Origin of the sequence: Embleya scabrispora DSM 41855, assembly GCF_000372745.1 — a bacterium.
Lineage (GTDB): Bacteria > Actinomycetota > Actinomycetes > Streptomycetales > Streptomycetaceae > Embleya > Embleya scabrispora.
The window spans coordinates 1-17,816 of the sequence record NZ_KB889707.1; the positions used below are offsets into that span (position 1 = coordinate 1).

The 17,816-nt window shown below is 70.3% G+C and carries 15 protein-coding genes; 11 read left to right on the plus strand and 4 right to left on the minus strand.

The genetic code is table 11. The features are described from left to right. Window positions 1-162, plus strand: a 162-nt coding sequence (locus tag A3IC_RS65915) for a sigma factor-like helix-turn-helix DNA-binding protein (RefSeq protein ID WP_020553877.1), incomplete at its 5' end; no start/stop codon positions are given. A gap of 238 nt (window positions 163-400) precedes the next feature. Beyond that, window positions 401-1,195, plus strand: coding sequence for a S1 family peptidase (locus A3IC_RS0140715; protein ID WP_020555815.1), 795 nt, complete (start codon window positions 401-403; stop codon window positions 1,193-1,195). A gap of 132 nt (window positions 1,196-1,327) precedes the next feature. Here A3IC_RS0140715 and A3IC_RS0140720 read toward each other — a convergent pair whose 3' ends face one another. After that, window positions 1,328-1,558 (minus strand): DUF7455 domain-containing protein, encoded by a 231-nt coding sequence (locus tag A3IC_RS0140720; protein ID WP_020555816.1) that lies wholly within the window; start codon window positions 1,556-1,558, stop codon window positions 1,328-1,330. Between the two features lie 385 nt (window positions 1,559-1,943). Here A3IC_RS0140720 and A3IC_RS0140725 point away from each other — a divergent pair, with 385 nt between their 5' ends. The 3 genes from A3IC_RS0140725 to A3IC_RS0140735 all read left to right on the plus strand — a co-directional run bounded on the left by A3IC_RS0140725 (window position 1,944) and on the right by A3IC_RS0140735 (window position 6,434). Continuing rightward, complete coding sequence (locus tag A3IC_RS0140725; protein WP_020555817.1) at window positions 1,944-4,064, plus strand: DNA gyrase/topoisomerase IV subunit B; 2,121 nt, start codon at window positions 1,944-1,946, stop codon at window positions 4,062-4,064. Between the two features lie 379 nt (window positions 4,065-4,443). Next, window positions 4,444-4,824, plus strand: a complete 381-nt coding sequence (locus A3IC_RS69855; RefSeq protein WP_169400961.1) for a DUF485 domain-containing protein — start codon at window positions 4,444-4,446, stop codon at window positions 4,822-4,824. Next, the gene (locus tag A3IC_RS0140735; protein WP_020555819.1) at window positions 4,821-6,434 is read left to right on the plus strand and encodes a solute symporter family protein; all 1,614 of its coding nucleotides are present in this window, start codon (window positions 4,821-4,823) and stop codon (window positions 6,432-6,434) included. Before A3IC_RS69855 ends, A3IC_RS0140735 begins: the two co-directional genes overlap by 4 nt. Here the strand turns inward: A3IC_RS0140735 and A3IC_RS0140740 are convergent. Beyond that, a complete protein-coding gene (locus A3IC_RS0140740; RefSeq protein ID WP_020555820.1) occupies window positions 6,428-7,375 on the minus strand; it encodes a ferredoxin family protein in 948 nt (315 codons plus the stop codon). The two genes, A3IC_RS0140735 and A3IC_RS0140740, sit on opposite strands and share 7 nt — an antisense overlap. Before the next feature lie 114 nt (window positions 7,376-7,489). On the opposite strand from A3IC_RS0140740, the gene A3IC_RS0140745 reads away from it, so the two are divergent. Next, the gene (locus A3IC_RS0140745) at window positions 7,490-7,963 is read left to right on the plus strand and encodes an HD domain-containing protein (protein ID WP_020555821.1); all 474 of its coding nucleotides are present in this window, start codon (window positions 7,490-7,492) and stop codon (window positions 7,961-7,963) included. A gap of 98 nt (window positions 7,964-8,061) precedes the next feature. Here A3IC_RS0140745 and A3IC_RS0140750 read toward each other — a convergent pair whose 3' ends face one another. Next, window positions 8,062-10,530, minus strand: a complete 2,469-nt coding sequence (locus tag A3IC_RS0140750; protein ID WP_020555822.1) for a DNA gyrase/topoisomerase IV subunit A — start codon at window positions 10,528-10,530, stop codon at window positions 8,062-8,064. Window positions 10,531-10,779: 249 nt separating this feature from the next. On the opposite strand from A3IC_RS0140750, the gene A3IC_RS0140755 reads away from it, so the two are divergent. The 4 genes from A3IC_RS0140755 to A3IC_RS59460 all read left to right on the plus strand — a co-directional run bounded on the left by A3IC_RS0140755 (window position 10,780) and on the right by A3IC_RS59460 (window position 16,380). After that, the gene (locus tag A3IC_RS0140755; RefSeq protein WP_020555823.1) at window positions 10,780-11,025 is read left to right on the plus strand and encodes a DUF2630 family protein; all 246 of its coding nucleotides are present in this window, start codon (window positions 10,780-10,782) and stop codon (window positions 11,023-11,025) included. Window positions 11,026-11,155: 130 nt separating this feature from the next. Further along, window positions 11,156-12,475, plus strand: coding sequence for a M16 family metallopeptidase (locus A3IC_RS0140760; RefSeq protein WP_026219305.1), 1,320 nt, complete (start codon window positions 11,156-11,158; stop codon window positions 12,473-12,475). Continuing rightward, the gene (locus A3IC_RS0140765; RefSeq protein WP_020555825.1) at window positions 12,472-13,836 is read left to right on the plus strand and encodes a M16 family metallopeptidase; all 1,365 of its coding nucleotides are present in this window, start codon (window positions 12,472-12,474) and stop codon (window positions 13,834-13,836) included. Before A3IC_RS0140760 ends, A3IC_RS0140765 begins: the two co-directional genes overlap by 4 nt. A 78-nt stretch (window positions 13,837-13,914) precedes the next feature. Then, window positions 13,915-16,380, plus strand: a complete 2,466-nt coding sequence (locus tag A3IC_RS59460; RefSeq protein WP_079027008.1) for an HAD-IC family P-type ATPase — start codon at window positions 13,915-13,917, stop codon at window positions 16,378-16,380. 120 nt (window positions 16,381-16,500) lie between these two features. Here A3IC_RS59460 and A3IC_RS63345 read toward each other — a convergent pair whose 3' ends face one another. Continuing rightward, the gene (locus A3IC_RS63345) at window positions 16,501-16,911 is read right to left on the minus strand and encodes a hypothetical protein (RefSeq protein WP_052174037.1); all 411 of its coding nucleotides are present in this window, start codon (window positions 16,909-16,911) and stop codon (window positions 16,501-16,503) included. A gap of 174 nt (window positions 16,912-17,085) precedes the next feature. On the opposite strand from A3IC_RS63345, the gene A3IC_RS0140780 reads away from it, so the two are divergent. After that, the gene (locus A3IC_RS0140780; protein ID WP_020555828.1) at window positions 17,086-17,769 is read left to right on the plus strand and encodes a hypothetical protein; all 684 of its coding nucleotides are present in this window, start codon (window positions 17,086-17,088) and stop codon (window positions 17,767-17,769) included. Window positions 17,770-17,816 lie beyond the last annotated feature (47 nt).

The following is a 17,816-nucleotide window of genomic DNA, read 5'->3' on the forward strand; positions in this document are numbered from 1 at the left end:
TCGATGCGCTTCGGGCTCACCGACGGTCAGCCCAAGACGCTCGACGAGATCGGCAAGGTCTACGGGGTCACCCGGGAGCGGATCCGCCAGATCGAGTCGAAGACCATGTCGAAGCTGCGCCACCCGTCCCGCTCCCAGGTGCTGCGCGACTACCTGGACTGAGCCGGCGGCGCGGACCCGGCGGAGCGCACCGCACGACATCGGCCCCGGATACACCATCCGGGGCTTTCGTGTGTGCGATTACCGAGGAAATCACCCGTTCGCACCGAGTGAGGGTTCCGCTCGGCCACGCTGGGGCACCGGCTTCTACCTGACGGTAGCCGGCGAGAGGTTCCCCATGATGGTGCGAGCGCCCGAGCGGAACAGACGCAGCAGTTTCCGGCGGTACACACGAGGACCGATGGTCGCCCTTGCCGCGGCCGTGACGGCGGCGGTCCTGACCGGCGCCATGCCTTCGGGACCTCCGCGCGTGGTGGTCGGCGGGATTCCCGCGGACACCGCGACCTATCCGTGGGCGGTGGCCCTGTCCAGTCGGGCCGAGTACGGCTCCGCACGATCGGGGCAGTTCTGCGGCGGCACGCTGATCGCGCCCACCAAGGTGCTGACCGCCGCGCACTGCATGTACGACGCGAACGGCAAGCGGGACGACCGCCCGGACCTGAAAGTGATCCAGGGGCGGACCGACCTGCGCAGCACGAAGGGCCGGGAGGTGGTGGTCGGCAAGGTGTACGTGAATCCGGACTTCGATCCGGGGCGGATCCTGGGCGACTGGGCGGTGCTCACCCTCCACGAGCCGCTCGACAGCGGCGTCGCGTCGATGGTCGAACAGGGCGCGGACGTCTACGCGAGCGGGTCCGCGTCGACCGTGATCGGGTGGGGTGACACCACGGGACTCGGCGACTACTCCTCGACACTGCGACAGGTCACCGTGCCATTGGTGTCCGATGCGGCCTGTGGGACCGCGTACCCGGGCGGGCGGTTCGGGACGTACGACGCCACCGCGATGGTGTGCGCCGGTGAGCGGCAGGGCGGCAAGGACGCGTGCAGCGCGGACAGCGGCGGCCCGCTCCTGGTGGGCGGTCGGGTCGCCGGGATCGTCTCGTGGGGCGACGGATGTGCCCTGCCGGGCAAACCGGGTGTCTATACCCGGGTCGCCACGTTCGCCCGGGACATCCGGGATGCCGCCGGATTGTGAGGGATATCACGCCTCTCGATGGCGCCGACCACCCCGTCGGTGAGCACGACAGACGCCGATGGCGGCCACCTCGCGGTGGCCGCCATCGGCGCGATGTCTGCTCGTCGGGGTCTCAGAGGGTCGGCTGTCTGGTCAGTTGTCGTCGTCCGGTGCGGTAACGGGGACCGCCGTGAGGCGGTCGGTCTCGTCCTGTATCTCCACGGCCACCTTCCGAAGTTCTGGCTCGAACTTGCGGGCGTGGTGCGCACAGAACAGCAGTTCGCCGCCGCTGGAAAGGACAACCCGAAGGTATGCCTGGGCGCCGCACCGATCACAACGGTCGGCGGCCGTCAACGGACTGGCGGGTGTCAGAACCGAATTCACGTCGCCTCTTCTCTACTCGACGAAGCCTTCATCGATGTCCAACATCAAATCAGCCTCGAACGTTCCCGGGGTGATCGTGTCATGTTCAACAGCTTCTCGGCACACCCCTTCTGCAACTCATTCCTTGTGCATAGGACGTGCCCTGTGCGCGTACGGTTCATGCCGGCCACCCGATCGGGTGGTCGAAGATGTGTTCGGATGCCGGCTAGGATGCGGCGGCGAGCCGTCGCCGGGCTGTCTTCCGGCCCCGGTAGCCTTGCTCTCCGGCGCGACGGGGGTGATCAGCGGGCCCGATTTCATGGGCTCGGACACCGCCGCGCGCCGTACGGATCGACGCGTTACGCGGCGATTCGACTACGCGACTACATGCGAGGAGTTGCACCGCGTGACCGCCCAGACGACCGCGCAGTCCACCGCGCTCCTGGCGGGCGAGCCCGACCACTCGAACTACACCGCGCGGCATCTCCTCGTTCTCGAGGGTCTTGACGCGGTCCGCAAACGGCCCGGCATGTACATCGGCTCCACCGACAGTCGGGGCCTGATGCACTGTCTGTGGGAGATCATCGACAACTCGGTGGACGAGGCCCTCGGGGGCTTCGGCGACCGGATCGAGGTGCTCCTGCACGCTGACGGCTCGGTGGAGGTTCGGGACAACGGTCGCGGTATCCCCGTCGACGTGGAGCCCAAGACCGGCCTGTCCGGTGTCGAGGTCGTCATGACCAAGCTGCACGCAGGCGGCAAGTTCGGCGGCGGATCCTATGCCGCCTCCGGCGGCCTCCACGGCGTCGGCGCCTCCGTGGTCAACGCCCTGTCCGCCCGACTCGACGTCGAGGTGGACCGCAGCGGGCACACCCACGCCATCTCGTTCCGCCGCGGCGTGCCCGGCGAGTTCGCCGCCCTCGGCGCCGACGCTCCGTTCAGTGCCGGTAACGGGCTGCGTAAAATCAAGAAGATCTCCAAGGCCAAGGCCGGCACTCGGGTTCGCTATTGGGCGGACCGGCAGATCTTCCTCAAGGACGCCGCGCTCGACCTGGAATCGCTGTACGCGCGCGCCCGCCAGACCGCCTTCCTTGTGCCCGGACTCACTATCGTTGTTCGCGACGAGCGTAATGGTGCGAATCCGGGCGAAGTGGATGAACAGGTCTTTCACTACTCCGGCGGGATCAGCGAGTTCTGTGAATACCTCGCTCCCGACCGCGCGCTCTGCGACGTGTTGCGCTTCACCGGCTCCGGCACCTTCAAGGAAACCGTGCCGGTGCTCGACGAGCAGGGGCACATGGTGCCCACCGAGGTCCAGCGCGAGCTGGGCGTGGACGTGGCGCTGCGCTGGGGCACGGGGTACGACTCGACCCTGCGCTCCTTCGTCAACATCATCGCCACGCCCAAGGGCGGCACCCACGTCGCCGGGTTCGACCAGGCGCTTCGGCGCACGGTCAACGACGTGCTGCGTTCGACCAAGCTGCTGCGCGTGGCCGAGGACGACATCACCAAGGACGACGCGACCGAGGGCCTGACCGCCGTGGTCACCGTGCGGCTGGCCGAGCCGCAGTTCGAGGGGCAGACCAAGGAGGTGCTGGGCACCTCGGCCGCCGCGCGGATCGTGCAGAACGTGGTGTCCAAGGAACTCAAGGCGTTCCTGACCTCCACGGCGCGCGACCACAAGGCGCAGTCGCGCGCCGTCCTGGAGAAGGTCGTCTCGGCGGCCCGCACCCGGATCGCCGCGCGGCAGCACAAGGAGGCCCAGCGGCGCAAAACGGCCCTGGAGACCTCGGCGCTGCCGGCCAAGCTGGCCGACTGCCGCAGCGACGACGTCGACCGCAGCGAGTTGTTCATCGTCGAGGGCGACTCGGCGCTGGGCACCGCCAAGCTCGCGCGCAACTCGGAGTTCCAGGCCCTGCTGCCGATTCGGGGCAAGATCCTGAACGTGCAGAAGGCGTCCGTCTCGGACATGCTCAAGAACGCCGAATGCGCCGCGATCATCCAGGTCATAGGCGCGGGCTCCGGGCGTACGTTCGACATCGACCAGGCCCGCTACGGCAAGATCATCTTCATGGCGGACGCCGACGTCGACGGCTCGCACATCCGCTGCCTGCTGCTCACCCTCTTCCAGCGCTACATGCGCCCGATGGTCGAGGCCGGCCGGGTCTTCGCCGCGGTTCCGCCGCTGCACCGGATCGAGCTGTCCCGGCCCAAGAAGGGTCAGGACAAGTACGTCTACACGTACTCGGACGCCGAGCTGAAGCGCACCCTGCTGGAGTACCAGCGCAAGGGCATCGCCTGGAAGGACCCGGTCCAGCGGTACAAGGGTCTGGGCGAGATGGACGCCGACCAGCTCGCGGAGACCACGGTCGATCCCCGGCACCGCACACTGCGCCGGATCAACCTGGGCGACCTGGAGGCGGCCGAGCGTGTGTTCGACCTGCTGATGGGCAACGAGGTGGCGCCGCGCAAGGAATTCATCACCAACTCCGCGTCGCTGCTCGACCGCTCGCGGATCGACGTCTGAGCACACCGGACCGCCGGTCGTGCGCCGGGCCCGAAGGGATTCGTCCCTTCGGGCCCGGCTTTTTTCATGATCACGATCCGGGGCAAACAGTCCGTATATCTGCGATAGAAGGACGAATGTCACTCATTGGCGTGTGACCGTCACCCCTCCCGTATCGCCGGGGCTCGGATCCTCGTTGGCCAGACGATTCCACGACGCATGGCGGAGCCAGGAGTGCGGCCGTGCCGGCGATTCATCCGTACAGGTGAATCGTGCAGAACCTGGCCGTGCGGCCCGCGCCCGCTGCCCATGCTGAACACCGGTCCCATCGAACGCCTGTCTCGGGTGTCCGTTCGGGGCGAAATCGCGCGCGGTTCGGCAATCGACGAGGAGAGCTACGGTGACGACCAGTTCGTACCGACCCACACCCACCCGGGGTGTGCCGTTCGGCGACCCGGAACCGGATTCGCGCGCGGACATCTATCTACGTGTGCAGGCGAGCCCGGAATTCCAGGAGATTCGGCGCCGCTATCGCGACTTCGTCTTCCCGATGTCGCTCGCGTTCCTCGCGTGGTACCTGCTGTACGTGTTCGCGTCCACCTTCGCGCGCGGCTTCATGGCGCACCGGATCCTGGGCGCGTTCAACATCGCGCTCGCCTTCGGTCTGCTCCAGTTCGCGAGCACGTTCCTGATCACGTGGTCGTACGCCCGCAACGCGCGCGGCAAACGCGACCGGTCCGCGCTCAACCTGCGGTGGGAGACCCAGGAGATGTTCCGGTGAACGGTGCCTACCTCGCGGCGGCCGGCGGCCACCGCGGCCTGACCGGCCTGCTGTTCGTGGTCTTCGTGGTGATCACGCTCGGCATCACCGTGTGGGCCAGCCGGAACAACCGCACGGCCAACGACTTCTACGCCGGCGGGCGGGAGTTCTCCGCGTCCCAGAACGGGCTGGCCATCGCCGGCGACTACATGTCGGCGGCGTCCTTCCTGGGCATCGCCGGACTGATCGCGCTGTTCGGCTACGACGGCTTCCTGTACTCGATCGGCTTCCTGGTCGCGTGGCTGGTCGTGCTCATGCTCGTGGCCGAACTCGTGCGCAACTGCGGGCGGTTCACGATGGCCGACGTGGTCGCGTTCCGGATGAGCCGCAAGCCGGTGCGGACCGCGGCGGGGGCCGCGACGATCGTGGTGTCGATCTTCTACCTGATCGCCCAGATGGTCGGCGCGGGCACGCTGGTCGCCCTGCTCCTGGGCGACACGGGCGGTTCGGCGCAGACCTGGACGATCGTCGGCGTGGGCGCGCTGATGGTGGTCTACGTGACCTTCGGCGGGATGAAGGGCACCACCTGGATCCAGATCGTCAAGGCGGTGCTGCTGCTCGGCGGCGCGATCCTGATGACGATCCTGGTCCTGCTGCGATTCCACTTCGACCTCGACGAGTTGCTGGACACCGCGGCGCACACCAGCGGCCACGGACAGCAGTTCCTCGAACCGGGTCTGAAGTACGGGAAGAATCTGACCAGTCGGCTGGACTTCATCAGCCTGGCGATCGCGCTGGTGCTCGGCACCGCGGGGCTTCCGCACATCCTGGTGCGGTTCTACACCGTGCCCACCGCGCGGGCCGCGCGGCACTCGGTGATGTGGGCGATCGCCCTGATCGGCACGTTCTACCTGCTCACCATCGTGCTCGGATTCGGCGCCGCGGCGGTGCTCGGTTCGGACAAGATCCGCAAGTCGAACGCGGCCGGCAACACCGCGCTGCCGCTGCTCGCGGAGGAACTCGGCGGCGGGCCGGACTCGTTCGGTGGTGTGGTGCTGCTCGCGGTGATCGCGGCGGTGGCGTTCGCGACCATTCTGGCGGTGGTGGCCGGGCTGACGCTGGCCTCCTCGGCGTCCTTCGCGCACGACCTGTACACGAACGTGATCCGCAAGGAGGCGACCGACGAGAAGAGCGAACTGCGGGCCGCCCGGCTCTCGGCGATCGTGATCGGCGGGATCGCGATCGGCCTGAGTCTGTCCGCGCAGAAGCTCAACGTCGCCTTCCTGGTCGCGCTCGCCTTCGCGGTCGCCGCCTCGGCCAATCTGCCCACGCTGCTGTACACCCTGTTCTGGCGGCGGTTCAACACCAACGGCACGGTCTGGGCGATCTACGGCGGGCTCGGCTCGGCGCTGGTGCTCGTGTTGTTCTCGCCGGTGGTCTCCGGAGGCAAGACCCCGCTGGTGACCGGGACCGACTTCCACTGGTTCCCGTTGGAGAACCCGGGAATCGTGTCGATCCCGATCGGCTTCCTGTGCGGCTGGATCGGCACGCTGCGCTCGGACGACGAGGCGGACGCCGCCAAGTACGCCGAGATGGAGGTCCGTTCACTGACCGGGGCGGGCGCCTACTGACGGTGTGTCAACAGGCGCGCCCGCATGCTCGTCGGGAGGCCCTCGTCCTTGCCGCAACTCTCCGGCCGGGCGGGGGCCTCCTTGTGGGCGTCCACCGCGACGGTCCAGGTGCGGCCGTCGATGTGATCGACCCGGACCGTCCAGCCGCCCTCGTCCTCCGCGCGCTCGTCGTAGACCGACAGCGCGTCGGCCCGGCGCTCGCCGCAGTCCGCGCGAACCGCGAGTTCGGCGGCCTGACCGGCCCGGGAGTAGGTGGCCCGGCCCCGGCAGCGATCCGGCGACATCTCGCCGCGTCGGGCGGCGGCGAGAACGGCGCGGGCCGACGTGGGGTCCAGGCGCCCGTACTGGTAGCCCTGGGGCAGTACGGCGGCGGTCGGGGCGAACCGGTGCCCGCCCAGGTGGCTGACCTCCCAGGTGGCCTCGGGGAAGCTCACGGCGAGCGCGGCGGCCAGCGGTCGGCCCGCGACCGCGCAGCACCGGTCGCGCTTGCCGTTGGTGCAGATCAGCAGGAGCGGTTCGGCGGCCGACTCGCCCACCGAGGGTTCGGCCGGTCCGGCCAGCGCGGCCAGGTCGAGCGTGAGCAGGTCGGCGGCGGTGCGCACGCGCAGCCGGCGCAACCACGTGCCGCCGGGTTCGGTCCAGGCCAGGAAGGCGGTCCGGAGACCGTCCGCGGCGCGGTCGCTCCTCTCGCTCCCGGGGCCCGCCTCGTCCGGGCGGCGGCTCGCCTCGTCCGGCCGACGGATGAGCGCGGCGCGGAAACCGGCCCGCCCGGCCCGCTCGTCCAACTCCGCGCCCACCCCGTCGTCGAGCCCGCGACTGCCGGTCAGCGCCTTGGCGGCCCACGGCCCGGGGTGCTCGACGAGCAGCCAGCCGCGCGCGGTCGAAGCGGTGCCGGCCATCGGCTCGGCGAGTTCGTGCGAGAGAAAGACGCAGGTTTCCACGACTGTGCACCGTATAGCTTGCACCCGCCGCCCGGCCTGATCGGCCCCGCCCCGAGCGCCCGGATCCGGTGATCCCGGTACGGTTGTTGCACACGGTAACGATGGGAGGCGGCCATGCCCCAGGGACGGCCCGACGGGAGAGCGGCGATAGCCGGCTTCACGTTGGACGACGCGGTGGCGCTCGCCAGGGCCGCGCACGACGGTCAGTTGGACAAGGGCGGTCACCCGTACATCACGCACCCGCTGCGGGTGATGCGGAAGGTCGAGGGCACCTACACGCAGATGGCGGCGGTGCTGCACGACGTGATCGAGGACACACCGGTGGGCGCGGACGACCTGCGCGCGGCCGGCGTGCCGGAGCGGGTGGTGGCCGCGGTGATCGCGCTGTCCAAGCTGCCCGGCGAACCGCTGGAGGTCAGCATCGCGCGCGCGGCGGCGGACCCGATCGCGCTCGTGGTCAAGCGGGCGGACATCGCGGACAACCGCTCCGAGGCCCGGCTGGGCCAGCTCGACGCACCGACGCAGGTGCGGTTGCGGAGCAAGTACGCGCGCTCGATCGAGCTCCTCGAGGAGTTCGCCGCACGCTGAGGCCGGCGCGGTGCGCCCGGCGACGGAACGACGAGACGACGGAACGGGAGAGGCCCCCGTAGCGAGGGACGCTGCGGGGGCCTCGTCGATGGGTCGACTCAGACGGTGCCCGGAGGGCCGCCGACCGTGTCGACGTGCTTGGCCAGCGGCGTGCCGGAGCCGTCCCGGCGCGGGTCCAGGGCGGGCAGCTCGACCGGCTTGCCCTTGGCGTCCGAGGCTCGGGCCGGCGCCGGGCCCGCCCAGGCCAGACGCAGCGTGGTCTCGCCCTTGAGGAAGCGTTGGCAGCGTACGCCGCCGGTGGCTCGGCCCTTGCGCGGATACTCCGCGAACGGGGTGACCTTGCAGGTGCCGTGCTCCGAGCCGAACAGGGCGTCGCCGCTGTAGGCGGCGACCGTGACCACCACCGCGTCCGCGCCCGGATCCACCGCGGTGAACGAGAGCACGGACTGCTTGGCGCCCAGCTTGATACCGGCCATGCCGCCCGCCGGGCGACCCTGCGGCCGCACCATCGAAGCCTGGAAACGCAACAACTGGGCGTCGTCGGTGATGAAGACCAGGTCCTCCTCGCCGGTGCGCAACTCGACCGCGCCGACGATGGAGTCGCCCTCGCGCAGCGTGATCACCTCCAGGTCGTCCTTGTTCGCCGGATAGTCCGGCACGACCCGCTTGACCACCCCCTGCGCGGTGCCGAGCGCGAGCCCGGGGGAGTCGGCGGCCAGTGTGGTCAGGCACACCAGTCGTTCGTGCGATTCCAGCGAGACGAACTCGGACAGCGGTGCGCCGCCGGCCAGGTTCGGCGCGGTCGCGGTCTCCGGCAACGAGGGCAGGTCGACCACGTTGATCCGGAGCAGCCGGCCGGTGCTGGTGACCGCGCCGACCTCGCCGCGCACGGTGGCCGCGACCGAGGACACCACCAGATCGTGATTGGACCTGCCCCCCTCGGGCGGCAGCGGGCCGCCGGTCGAGGTGCGCGCGAGCAGGCCGGTCGAGGACAGCAGCACCGTGCACGGCGCGTCGGTGACCTGGAGCGGGACCGCCGCGGCGGGCACGTCGGCCGACTCCAGCAGGACGGTGCGGCGCGGCGTGCCGTACTTCTTGGACACCGCGGCCATCTCGTCCGAGACCACCTTCCGGAGCAGCTTGTCGTCCTCCAGGATCGTGGTCAGTTCGGCGATCTCGGCGCGCAGCCGCTCCTGCTCGGCCTCCAGTTCGATCCGGTCGAACCGGGTGAGCCGGCGCAGCGGGGTGTCCAGGATGTAGGACGCCTGGATGTCGGACAGCGCGAACGTCTCCATCAGACGTTCCTTGGCCTGCGCCGAGTTGTCGCTGGAGCGGATCAGCTCGATCACGCGGTCGATGTCGATCAGCGCGACGAGCAGACCGTCGACCAGGTGCAGGCGCTCCTGGCGCTTGCGGCGGCGGAACTCGCTGCGCCGGCGGACCACCTCGAAGCGGTGGTCCACGTAGACCTGGAGCAGTTCCTTCAGACCCAGCGTGAGCGGCTGGCCGTCGACCAGGGCGACGTTGTTGATGCCGAAGGTCTCCTCCATCGGCGTCAGCTTGTAGAGCTGTTGGAGGATCGCCTCGGGGTTGAAGCCGTTCTTGATCTCGATGACCAGGCGCAGTCCGTGCGAGCGGTCGGTGAGGTCCTTCAGGTCCGCGATGCCCTGGACCTTCTTGGACTGCACCAGCTCCTTGATCTTGGCGATCACCCGCTCCGGGCCGACGTTGTAGGGCAGTTCGGTGACCACGATGCCCTTGCGGCGGGCGGTGACCGACTCGACCGTCGCGGTCGCGCGGATCTTGAAGGTGCCGCGACCCTTCTCGTACGCGTCCCTGACACCGCCCAGGCCGACGATCCGACCGCCGGTGGGCAGGTCGGGGCCGGGCACGTGGCGCATCAGGTCTTCGAGCGTGGCGGTGGGGTGTCGGATCAGGTGGCGCGCGGCGGCGACCACCTCGACCAGGTTGTGCGGCGGCATGTTGGTCGCCATGCCGACCGCGATCCCGGACGCCCCGTTGACGAGCAGGTTCGGGAACGCGGCGGGCAGGACACCCGGTTCCTGTTCCTGGCCGTCGTAGTTGGGGCCGAAGTCGACGACGTCCTCGTCGATCGAGTCGACCATCAACATCGCGGCCGTGGACAGCCGGGACTCGGTGTATCGCATCGCGGCGGGCGGGTCGTCGCCGCCGAGCGAGCCGAAGTTCCCGTGGCCGTCGATCAGCGGCAGGCGCATCGAGAACGGCTGCGCCATCCGCACGAGGGTGTCGTAGATGGGGCCGTCACCGTGCGGGTGCAGCTTGCCCATCACCTCGCCCACGACACGGGCGCACTTGACGTACCCCCGGTCGGGACGCAGGCCCATCTCGGCGGCTTGGTACAGGATGCGGCGATGCACGGGCTTGAGCCCGTCGCGGGCGTCCGGTAGTGCCCGCGAGTAGATGACCGAGTAGGCGTACTCCAGGAAGGAGCCCTGCATCTCGTCGACGACATCGATGTCGAGGATGCGTTCCTCGAAGTCGTCCGGTGGCTGCGGACCGGAAGTTTTCGTACTACGGCGGGCCATGCGCGGCGTTGCTCCTTTGCTTCTTCGGGCCGGCGCCGGGCCGTGTCTCCCGTGTCCGCCCGAGGGCGGCGCGGCCGGGGACGGCCCGCACGGCGTGCCCATTGTGACGCGCCGGTGCGACATGTGAGTGCATCGACCCGGGTGACACCGTGCTTGAGGGCCGTGCAAGGAGGGAAGGACAGCCCTTTGGCCCACGGTAGCGCCGCAGTCTCCGGCCGCCGTCCGAGCAGGAAAAAGAAGGGTTTCGCGATGGACGACAAGCAGATTCGCGAACGCATCACCGACATGGTCGAGCAGGAGCGTGCCCTGCGGGAGCAACTTGCGCAAGGCAGCATCTCCAGTGGCGAGGAGCACAGTCGATTGGCCGAGGTGGAGGCCGAACTCGACCAGTGCTGGGACCTGCTGAGGCAGCGTCAGGCATTGCGCGACGCGGGCGCGGACCCGGCGAGCGCGGCCGCGCGGCCGGTGCGCGAGGTCGAGGGCTACGAGCAGTAGGCGGCCGGCGGGCGCGCTTCGCCCATCGCGAACACCCTCGCGAGCGGGAGTCGAACGGGCACCACGCGTCGTTAGGGTGAGGGTGGCCGCCGTCGCGGCGGTCACCCTCCAGGAGAGGACGGATGGGCTTATGGCAGGACCGGCGACTGCATCGTTGGGGTTCACCGCGACCACGCACACCCTCGGCAACGGGCTCCGCGTGGTGCTCTCGGAGGACCACGTCGACCCCGTGGCCGCCGTCTGCCTCTGGTACGACGTGGGCTCACGGCACGAACGGCCCGGGCGGACCGGGCTCGCGCACCTCTTCGAGCACCTGATGTTCCAGGGCTCGGCCAACGTGCACGGCAACGAACACTTCGAGTTCGTGCAGTCGGCGGGCGGTTCGCTCAACGGCACCACGAGCTTCGAGCGCACGAACTACTTCGAGACGATGCCCGCGCACCAGCTGGAACTCGCGCTGTGGCTGGAGGCGGACCGCATGGGCGGACTGCTCCAGGCGCTGACCGAGGAGAGCCTGGAGAACCAGCGCGACGTGGTCAAGAACGAGCGCCGTCAGCGCTACGACAACGTGCCCTACGGCACCGCGTGGGAGCGCCTGGTGGCGATGGCCTACCCCGAGGGCCACCCGTACCACCACATGCCGATCGGCTCGATGGCCGACCTGGACGCCACCTCGCTCGCGGACTGTCAGGAGTTCTTCCGCACCTACTACGCGCCGAACAACGCCGTGCTGGCGATCGTGGGCGACGTGGATCCCGAGCAGACCCTGGCCTGGGTGGAGAAGTACTTCGGCACCATTCCGGCGCACGACGGCAAGCCGGTGCCCGCGGACGGCGTGCTGCCGCCGGTCCTGGGGGCCGAGCTGCGCGAGGTCGTGCGCGAGAACGTGCCCTCGCCGGCGCTGATGGCCGCCTACCGGATGCCGGCCGACGGCACGCGGGGCGCGGACGCCGCGGAGATCGCGCTGACCATCCTGGGCGAGGGGGAGAGCTCGCGGCTGAACACCCGTCTGGTGCGTCACGACGAACTCGCGCTCTACGCGGGAGTGGGCCTGATGCGTCAGGCCGGGACGGCGTCGGTGGGCATGCTGGATGTGAAGGCGTCCGGCTCGGGCGCGGTGGCGGCGATCGACTCGGCGTTGGCCGAGGAGTTCGCCCGGTTCGCCGCCGAGGGCCCCACCCCGGCCGAACTCGAGCGCGCACAGGCCCAGTTGGAGCGCGCCTACCTGGACACGATGGCGACGGTGGGCAGCCGGGCCGACGAACTGTGCCGCTACGCGACGCTGTTCGGTGACGCGAACCTGGCGTTCACCGCGCTGGAGCGGCTGCTGGAGATCACCGCCGAGGAGGTGCGGGCGGTCGCCGCCGAACGCCTGGTGCCGGAGAACCGTGCGGTGTTGGTGTACGAACCGACCGACGACGCGGACGAGAACGAGGAGCAGGTCGCGTGACCCAGACCGGCGAGATGGTGTTCCACCCGCGCCCCGGCGCGGGCCCGGCCCGTGAGTGGACCTTCCCCACGCCCGAGCGCTTCGTGCTGGGCAACGGCCTCGCCGTGCTGCGCGTGGACCGGCCCGGCCAGAAGGTGGTGGCCGTCGAGTTGGTGCTCGACTCGCCGCTGGCCGCCGAACCGGCCGAGTGCGAGGGCGTGGCGACGATCATGGCGCGCGCGTTCACCGAGGGCACCGACAGGATGGGCGCCGAGGAGTTCGCCGCCGAGCTGGAGCGGTGCGGCGCGACGATCGACTCCGACGCCGACCACCCGGGCGTGCGGGTCGCGCTCGATGTGCCGGCCTCGCGCCTGGAGCGGGCACTGGGGCTGCTGGCGGACGCGGTACGGGCACCGGCCTTCCCCGCGGCCGAGGTGGACCGGCTGGTGCGCCAGCGGCTGGACGAGATCGTGCACGAGTTGGCCAGCCCGCCGCGGCGCGCCGCGCTCGCGCTCAGCGGCACCCTGTTCGACGCCTCGATGCGGCTGTCCCGGCCGCGGGCCGGCTCCGCGGAGAGCGTCGCGCGAGTGGACCGCGCGGCCGTGTGGGACTTCTTCACCGCGCATGTGCGCCCGCAGACCGCCACCCTGGTCGTGGTCGGCGACTTCGCCGGCGTGGACGTCACCGACGTGTTGGAGCGCACGATCGGCACCTGGAGCGCACAACCCGCCGAGCCCTCGCGGCCCGCTCCCGTGCTCGCCGACGACCACGCCCGCGTACTGATCGTGCACCGACCGGGCAGCGTGCAGACGCAGCTGCTGGTGGGGCGGGTCGGGCCGGGCCGCGAGGACGCCTCGTGGCCGGCCCTGACGATCGGCACGTACTGCCTGGGCGGCACGCTCACCTCGCGGCTGGACCGGGTGCTGCGCGAGGAGAAGGGCTACACCTACGGCGTGCGCGCGGCGAACCAGTCGTTGCAGGAGGGCTCGCTGCTGGCGATCCAGGGTTCGGTGGAGACCGACGTCACCGGGCCGGCCGTCGCCGACCTGGTCGCCGTGTTGCGCACGCTGGCCGCCGAGGGCCTGGTGGACGGCGAGCGGGACGCGGCGGTGCAGAGCATCGTGGGCGTCGCGCCGCTCAAGTACGTGACGCCGCGCGCGGTGTGCGACTCGCTGGCCGACATGGCCGCCGAGCGGCAGCCGGACGGCTACCTGCCGCAGCTCTACCTGCGGCTGGCCGAGGTCGCGACCAAGGACGCCGCCGAGGCGGTGTCCGCCGGGTTCGATCCCGAGCACCTCGTGGTGGTCCTGGTCGGCGACGCGGACAAGATTCGCGAACCGCTCGAAGCCCTCGAACTCGGACCGGTCACGGTCGTCGAATAATCGCGATCCGGCGGTGGGCGGACGACAACGGTCGGCCCACCGCCAACCGCGATCTCTTGGGGCACTTACGGTAGACCCATGACTCAGCCGTTGCCGGGCGCCGGGCCCGGAGAGACGACAGCCATCCCGCTCGACAGACCCGACGGGAAAGCAAGCGAACCCGATGTGCCTCTGGGCGTCGGGCTGACTGCCGCGGATGTCGCGGAACGGGTCGCCAGAGGGGACGTCAACGACGTTCCCGTGCGGTCGAGCCGCTCGACGGCCGAGATCGTCAAGGCGAACGTCTTCACCCGGTTCAACGCCGTCATCGGTGTGCTCTGGCTGATCATCCTGTCCGTCGGGTCGGTCAAGGACGGCCTGTTCGGCTTCGTGATCATCGCCAACACCGGGATCGGCATCATCCAGGAGATGCGCGCCAAGCGCACCCTGGACCGGCTCGCGGTGATCGGCGAATCCAAGCCGGTGGTGCGCCGGGACGGGCAACCCGTGGCGCTGTCCCCCTCGGACCTCGTGCTCGACGACGTGATCGAGCTGGGCGCGGGCGACAAGGCCGCCGTGGACGGCGTGGTCGTCGAGGCGGACAACCTGGAGATCGACGAGTCGCTGCTCACCGGCGAGGCCGACCCGGTGATCAAGCGCCCGGGTGACCCGGTGATGTCCGGCAGCTTCGTGGTGGCCGGCAACGGCGCGTTCACCGCGACGCGGGTGGGTCGCGAGGCGTACGCCGCGCAGCTGATGGAGGAGGCCAGCAAGTTCACGCTGGTGGCGTCCGAACTGCGCAACGGCATCAGCACGATCCTCAAGTACGTCACGTGGATCCTGTTCCCGGCCTCGATCGCGCTGATCATCAGCCAGTACCGGCTGGAGGACACCACCTGGCGCGAGGCCGTCACCCGGATGATCGCGGGCATCGTGCCGATGGTGCCCGAGGGTCTGGTGCTGCTCACCTCGCTGGCCTTCGCGGTCGGCGTGGTGCGGCTGGGTCGCAAGCAGTGCCTGGTCCAGGAACTGCCCGCGATCGAGGGCCTGGCCCGGGTGGACGTGGTCTGCCTGGACAAGACCGGCACGCTCACCGAGGGCGGCATGAACGTCGCCGAGATCCGCGAGCAGGCCGAGGGCCTGCCGGTGCGCGCCGCGCTCGGCGCGCTCGGCACCACCGAGCCCCGGCCGAACGCGAGCCTGGCCGCGATCATCGACGAGTGCCCGGCGCACACCGGCTGGACGTCGGTGGACAGCGTGCCGTTCTCCTCCGCCCGCAAGTACAGCGGCGCGACCTTCGAGGTGTCCGGCGCCCGTGACACGTGGCTGATCGGCGCCCCCGAGGTGCTGGTGACCACGCAGGCACACGGCGACCTGCTGGCCGATGCCGAACGGCTGGGCGCCCAGGGCCTGCGGGTGCTGATGCTGGTCCGCACCGACGCCTCGCTCGCGGACACCGTGGACGCGCTCGTCGGCGGCCCGGACGGCGCCGACGTGACGCCCGCCGCGCTCGTGGTGCTGGAGCAGCGGCTGCGGCACGACGCGGGCGCGACGCTCGACTACTTCGCCGACCAGGGCGTGGCGGCCAAGGTGATCTCCGGCGACAACGCGATCTCGGTCGGCGCGGTGGCCGCCAAGCTCGGCATCAAGGGCGCCGAACACCCGGTGGACGCCCGCACGCTGCCCACCGACCAGAACGAGCTCGCGGACGTGTTGGAGGCCAACACGGTCTTCGGCCGGGTCACCCCGCAGCAGAAGCGGGACATGGTCGCCGCACTCCAGTCGCGCGGTCACAACGTGGCGATGACCGGCGACGGCGTCAACGACGTGCTCGCGCTCAAGGACGCCGACATCGGCGTGTCGATGGGCTCGGGCAGCGAGGCCACCAAGGGCGTCGCGCAGATCGTGCTCCTGGACAACAGCTTCGCCACGCTGCCGTCGGTGGTCGGCGAGGGCCGCCGGGTGATCGGCAACATCGAGCGGGTCTCCAACCTGTTCCTGACCAAGACCGCCTACTCGGTGCTCCTGGCCATCCTGGTCGTGATCGCCAACGTGCCGTACCCGTTCCTGCCCCGGCACCTGACGCTGCTGGCCTGGTTCACCATCGGCACTCCGGCGTTCTTCCTGGCCCTGGCACCGAACAAGGAACGGGCCCGTCCCGGCTTCGTCAAGCGGGTGCTGCGCTACTCGGGCCCCTCCGGCGTGATCGCCGGTACGGCGACCTTCACCGCGTACCTGCTGGCCCGTGCGGACTACGGCGCGACGGACGCCACGCGTACGGCCGAGACGTCGATCGCGACGCTCACGTTGTTCCTGGTCGGCCTGTGGGTGCTGGCGATCATCGCCCGTCCGTACACGTGGTGGCGGATAGCCCTGGTGCTGGTGATGGGGGCCGGGTTCGCCACGGTGCTCACGGTGCCGTGGCTTCAGGACTTCTTCGAACTCAAGCTGGTCGGTACCCGGATGCCGTGGACCGCGGTCGGCATTGCGGTTGTCGCCGGGATCCTGCTGGAGGTCGTCGCCTACTGGAACAAGCGGCGGCTGGCGAGCGAGGTCGCGGCCTAGCGGCTGCGCTCGGCTCGGTTGTACCCACCCGCAGCACCGGTCGCGTTCGGTGCGGCGGGTGGGATCGCACCACGTCGGGGGCCGCTGTGTCGGCCCGGCTGCCCCCGGTGTGGCCGGTCCCTATCGGCCGCCTCGGCGCCGTTCCGCCAAGGCCAGGCCCACGCCGATCAGTGCCGAGCCCCCGGCCAGGCCGGCGATGAAGGCTCGGCGGCCGCGGGGCAGTCGGCCGCGGTGCCCGTACGTGATGAGCGTGTCGCCGAGGTCGGCCGCCGAGGCCGCCAGCGCCCAGGTGCGGATCGGCTCGCCGCGAGCGGCCGCGAACATCGCGCCGGCGCCGAGTGCGAGGTCGCGTCCGCCGAGCGCGCGGGCGAACACGAGGGCCCCGGTGCGGTCCGCGTCGTCGCCGATCCACGGTCGGGAGACCCGCGGCGGGTCGAGCAGCGCGACCACGCCCAGCGCGGCCCGGGCACCACCCCAGGCGAAGGTCGCTTTGCGAACGAGGCTCTCGAGATCACCCAGCGTGCTTGTCACATCCGTCACGGTATCGCCCCCACGGCACTTCAGCGGTCGGCGATTTCGTGCATTAGCCTCGCTCTGCCGCACACACGCATCGGCAACATCGCGGGATCGGCGCCATCGTGACCATCCGTCACGCATCCAGGGGGGTGGCGGCGGCCGATCGCGCCACGGGGATGGAGAACCACGTTGTACCTGCGCAAGCCTGCCGTTCCGGGACTGTTGATCGCCGCTTCCGTCATCGCGCTCTCCAGCGGATGCGGCCTGGTCGACAAGGTCAAGGGCGACGACGACAAGAAGAAGGACCCGGCCACGACCGCGCCCCAGGCGGGCCGCGGTTCGACCGGTGGCGCGACCGGCGCGCCGGCCACGCAGCCCGGTGGGGGCAAGGGCAGCACGCCCGCGACGGCGCCGGCCACCGGCAAGCCCGGTGGCGCGGGCGACCTCAACCCCAAGGAGTTCTGCAACCTGCTCACGCCCGCCGAACTCAAGGGCGTGCTGAACAGCGAGGTCACCCGCACCAAGAACGACGACTCGTTGCGCACCTGCCGCTACTACGGACCGGGTGACTCGCCGGTGGTGACCCTCCAATACTTCACCCGCAGCAGCAAGCTCGGCGACACCCCGGAGAGCGTCGTGGCCAAGAACGACGTGTCGAAGTACGGCAAGCCGATCACCGACCTCGGCGCGTTCCCCACGCTGTACGTGCCGGGCACCGGCAGCTACCCGGCGCCCAGCGTTCCCGAGATCTACTTCGCCAAGGCGCACGGCGATCTGATCGTCGACATGCACGTGAGCCTGGCGCCCGCCGCGAAGGATCTGCCGCGCGCGCAGCACATCGCGATCGCCAAGCTGATCGCCGACAAGATCTGATCCGCCGCCCGGGGCCGGGCCGGTGTCGGCTCGGCCCCGGATCCGCG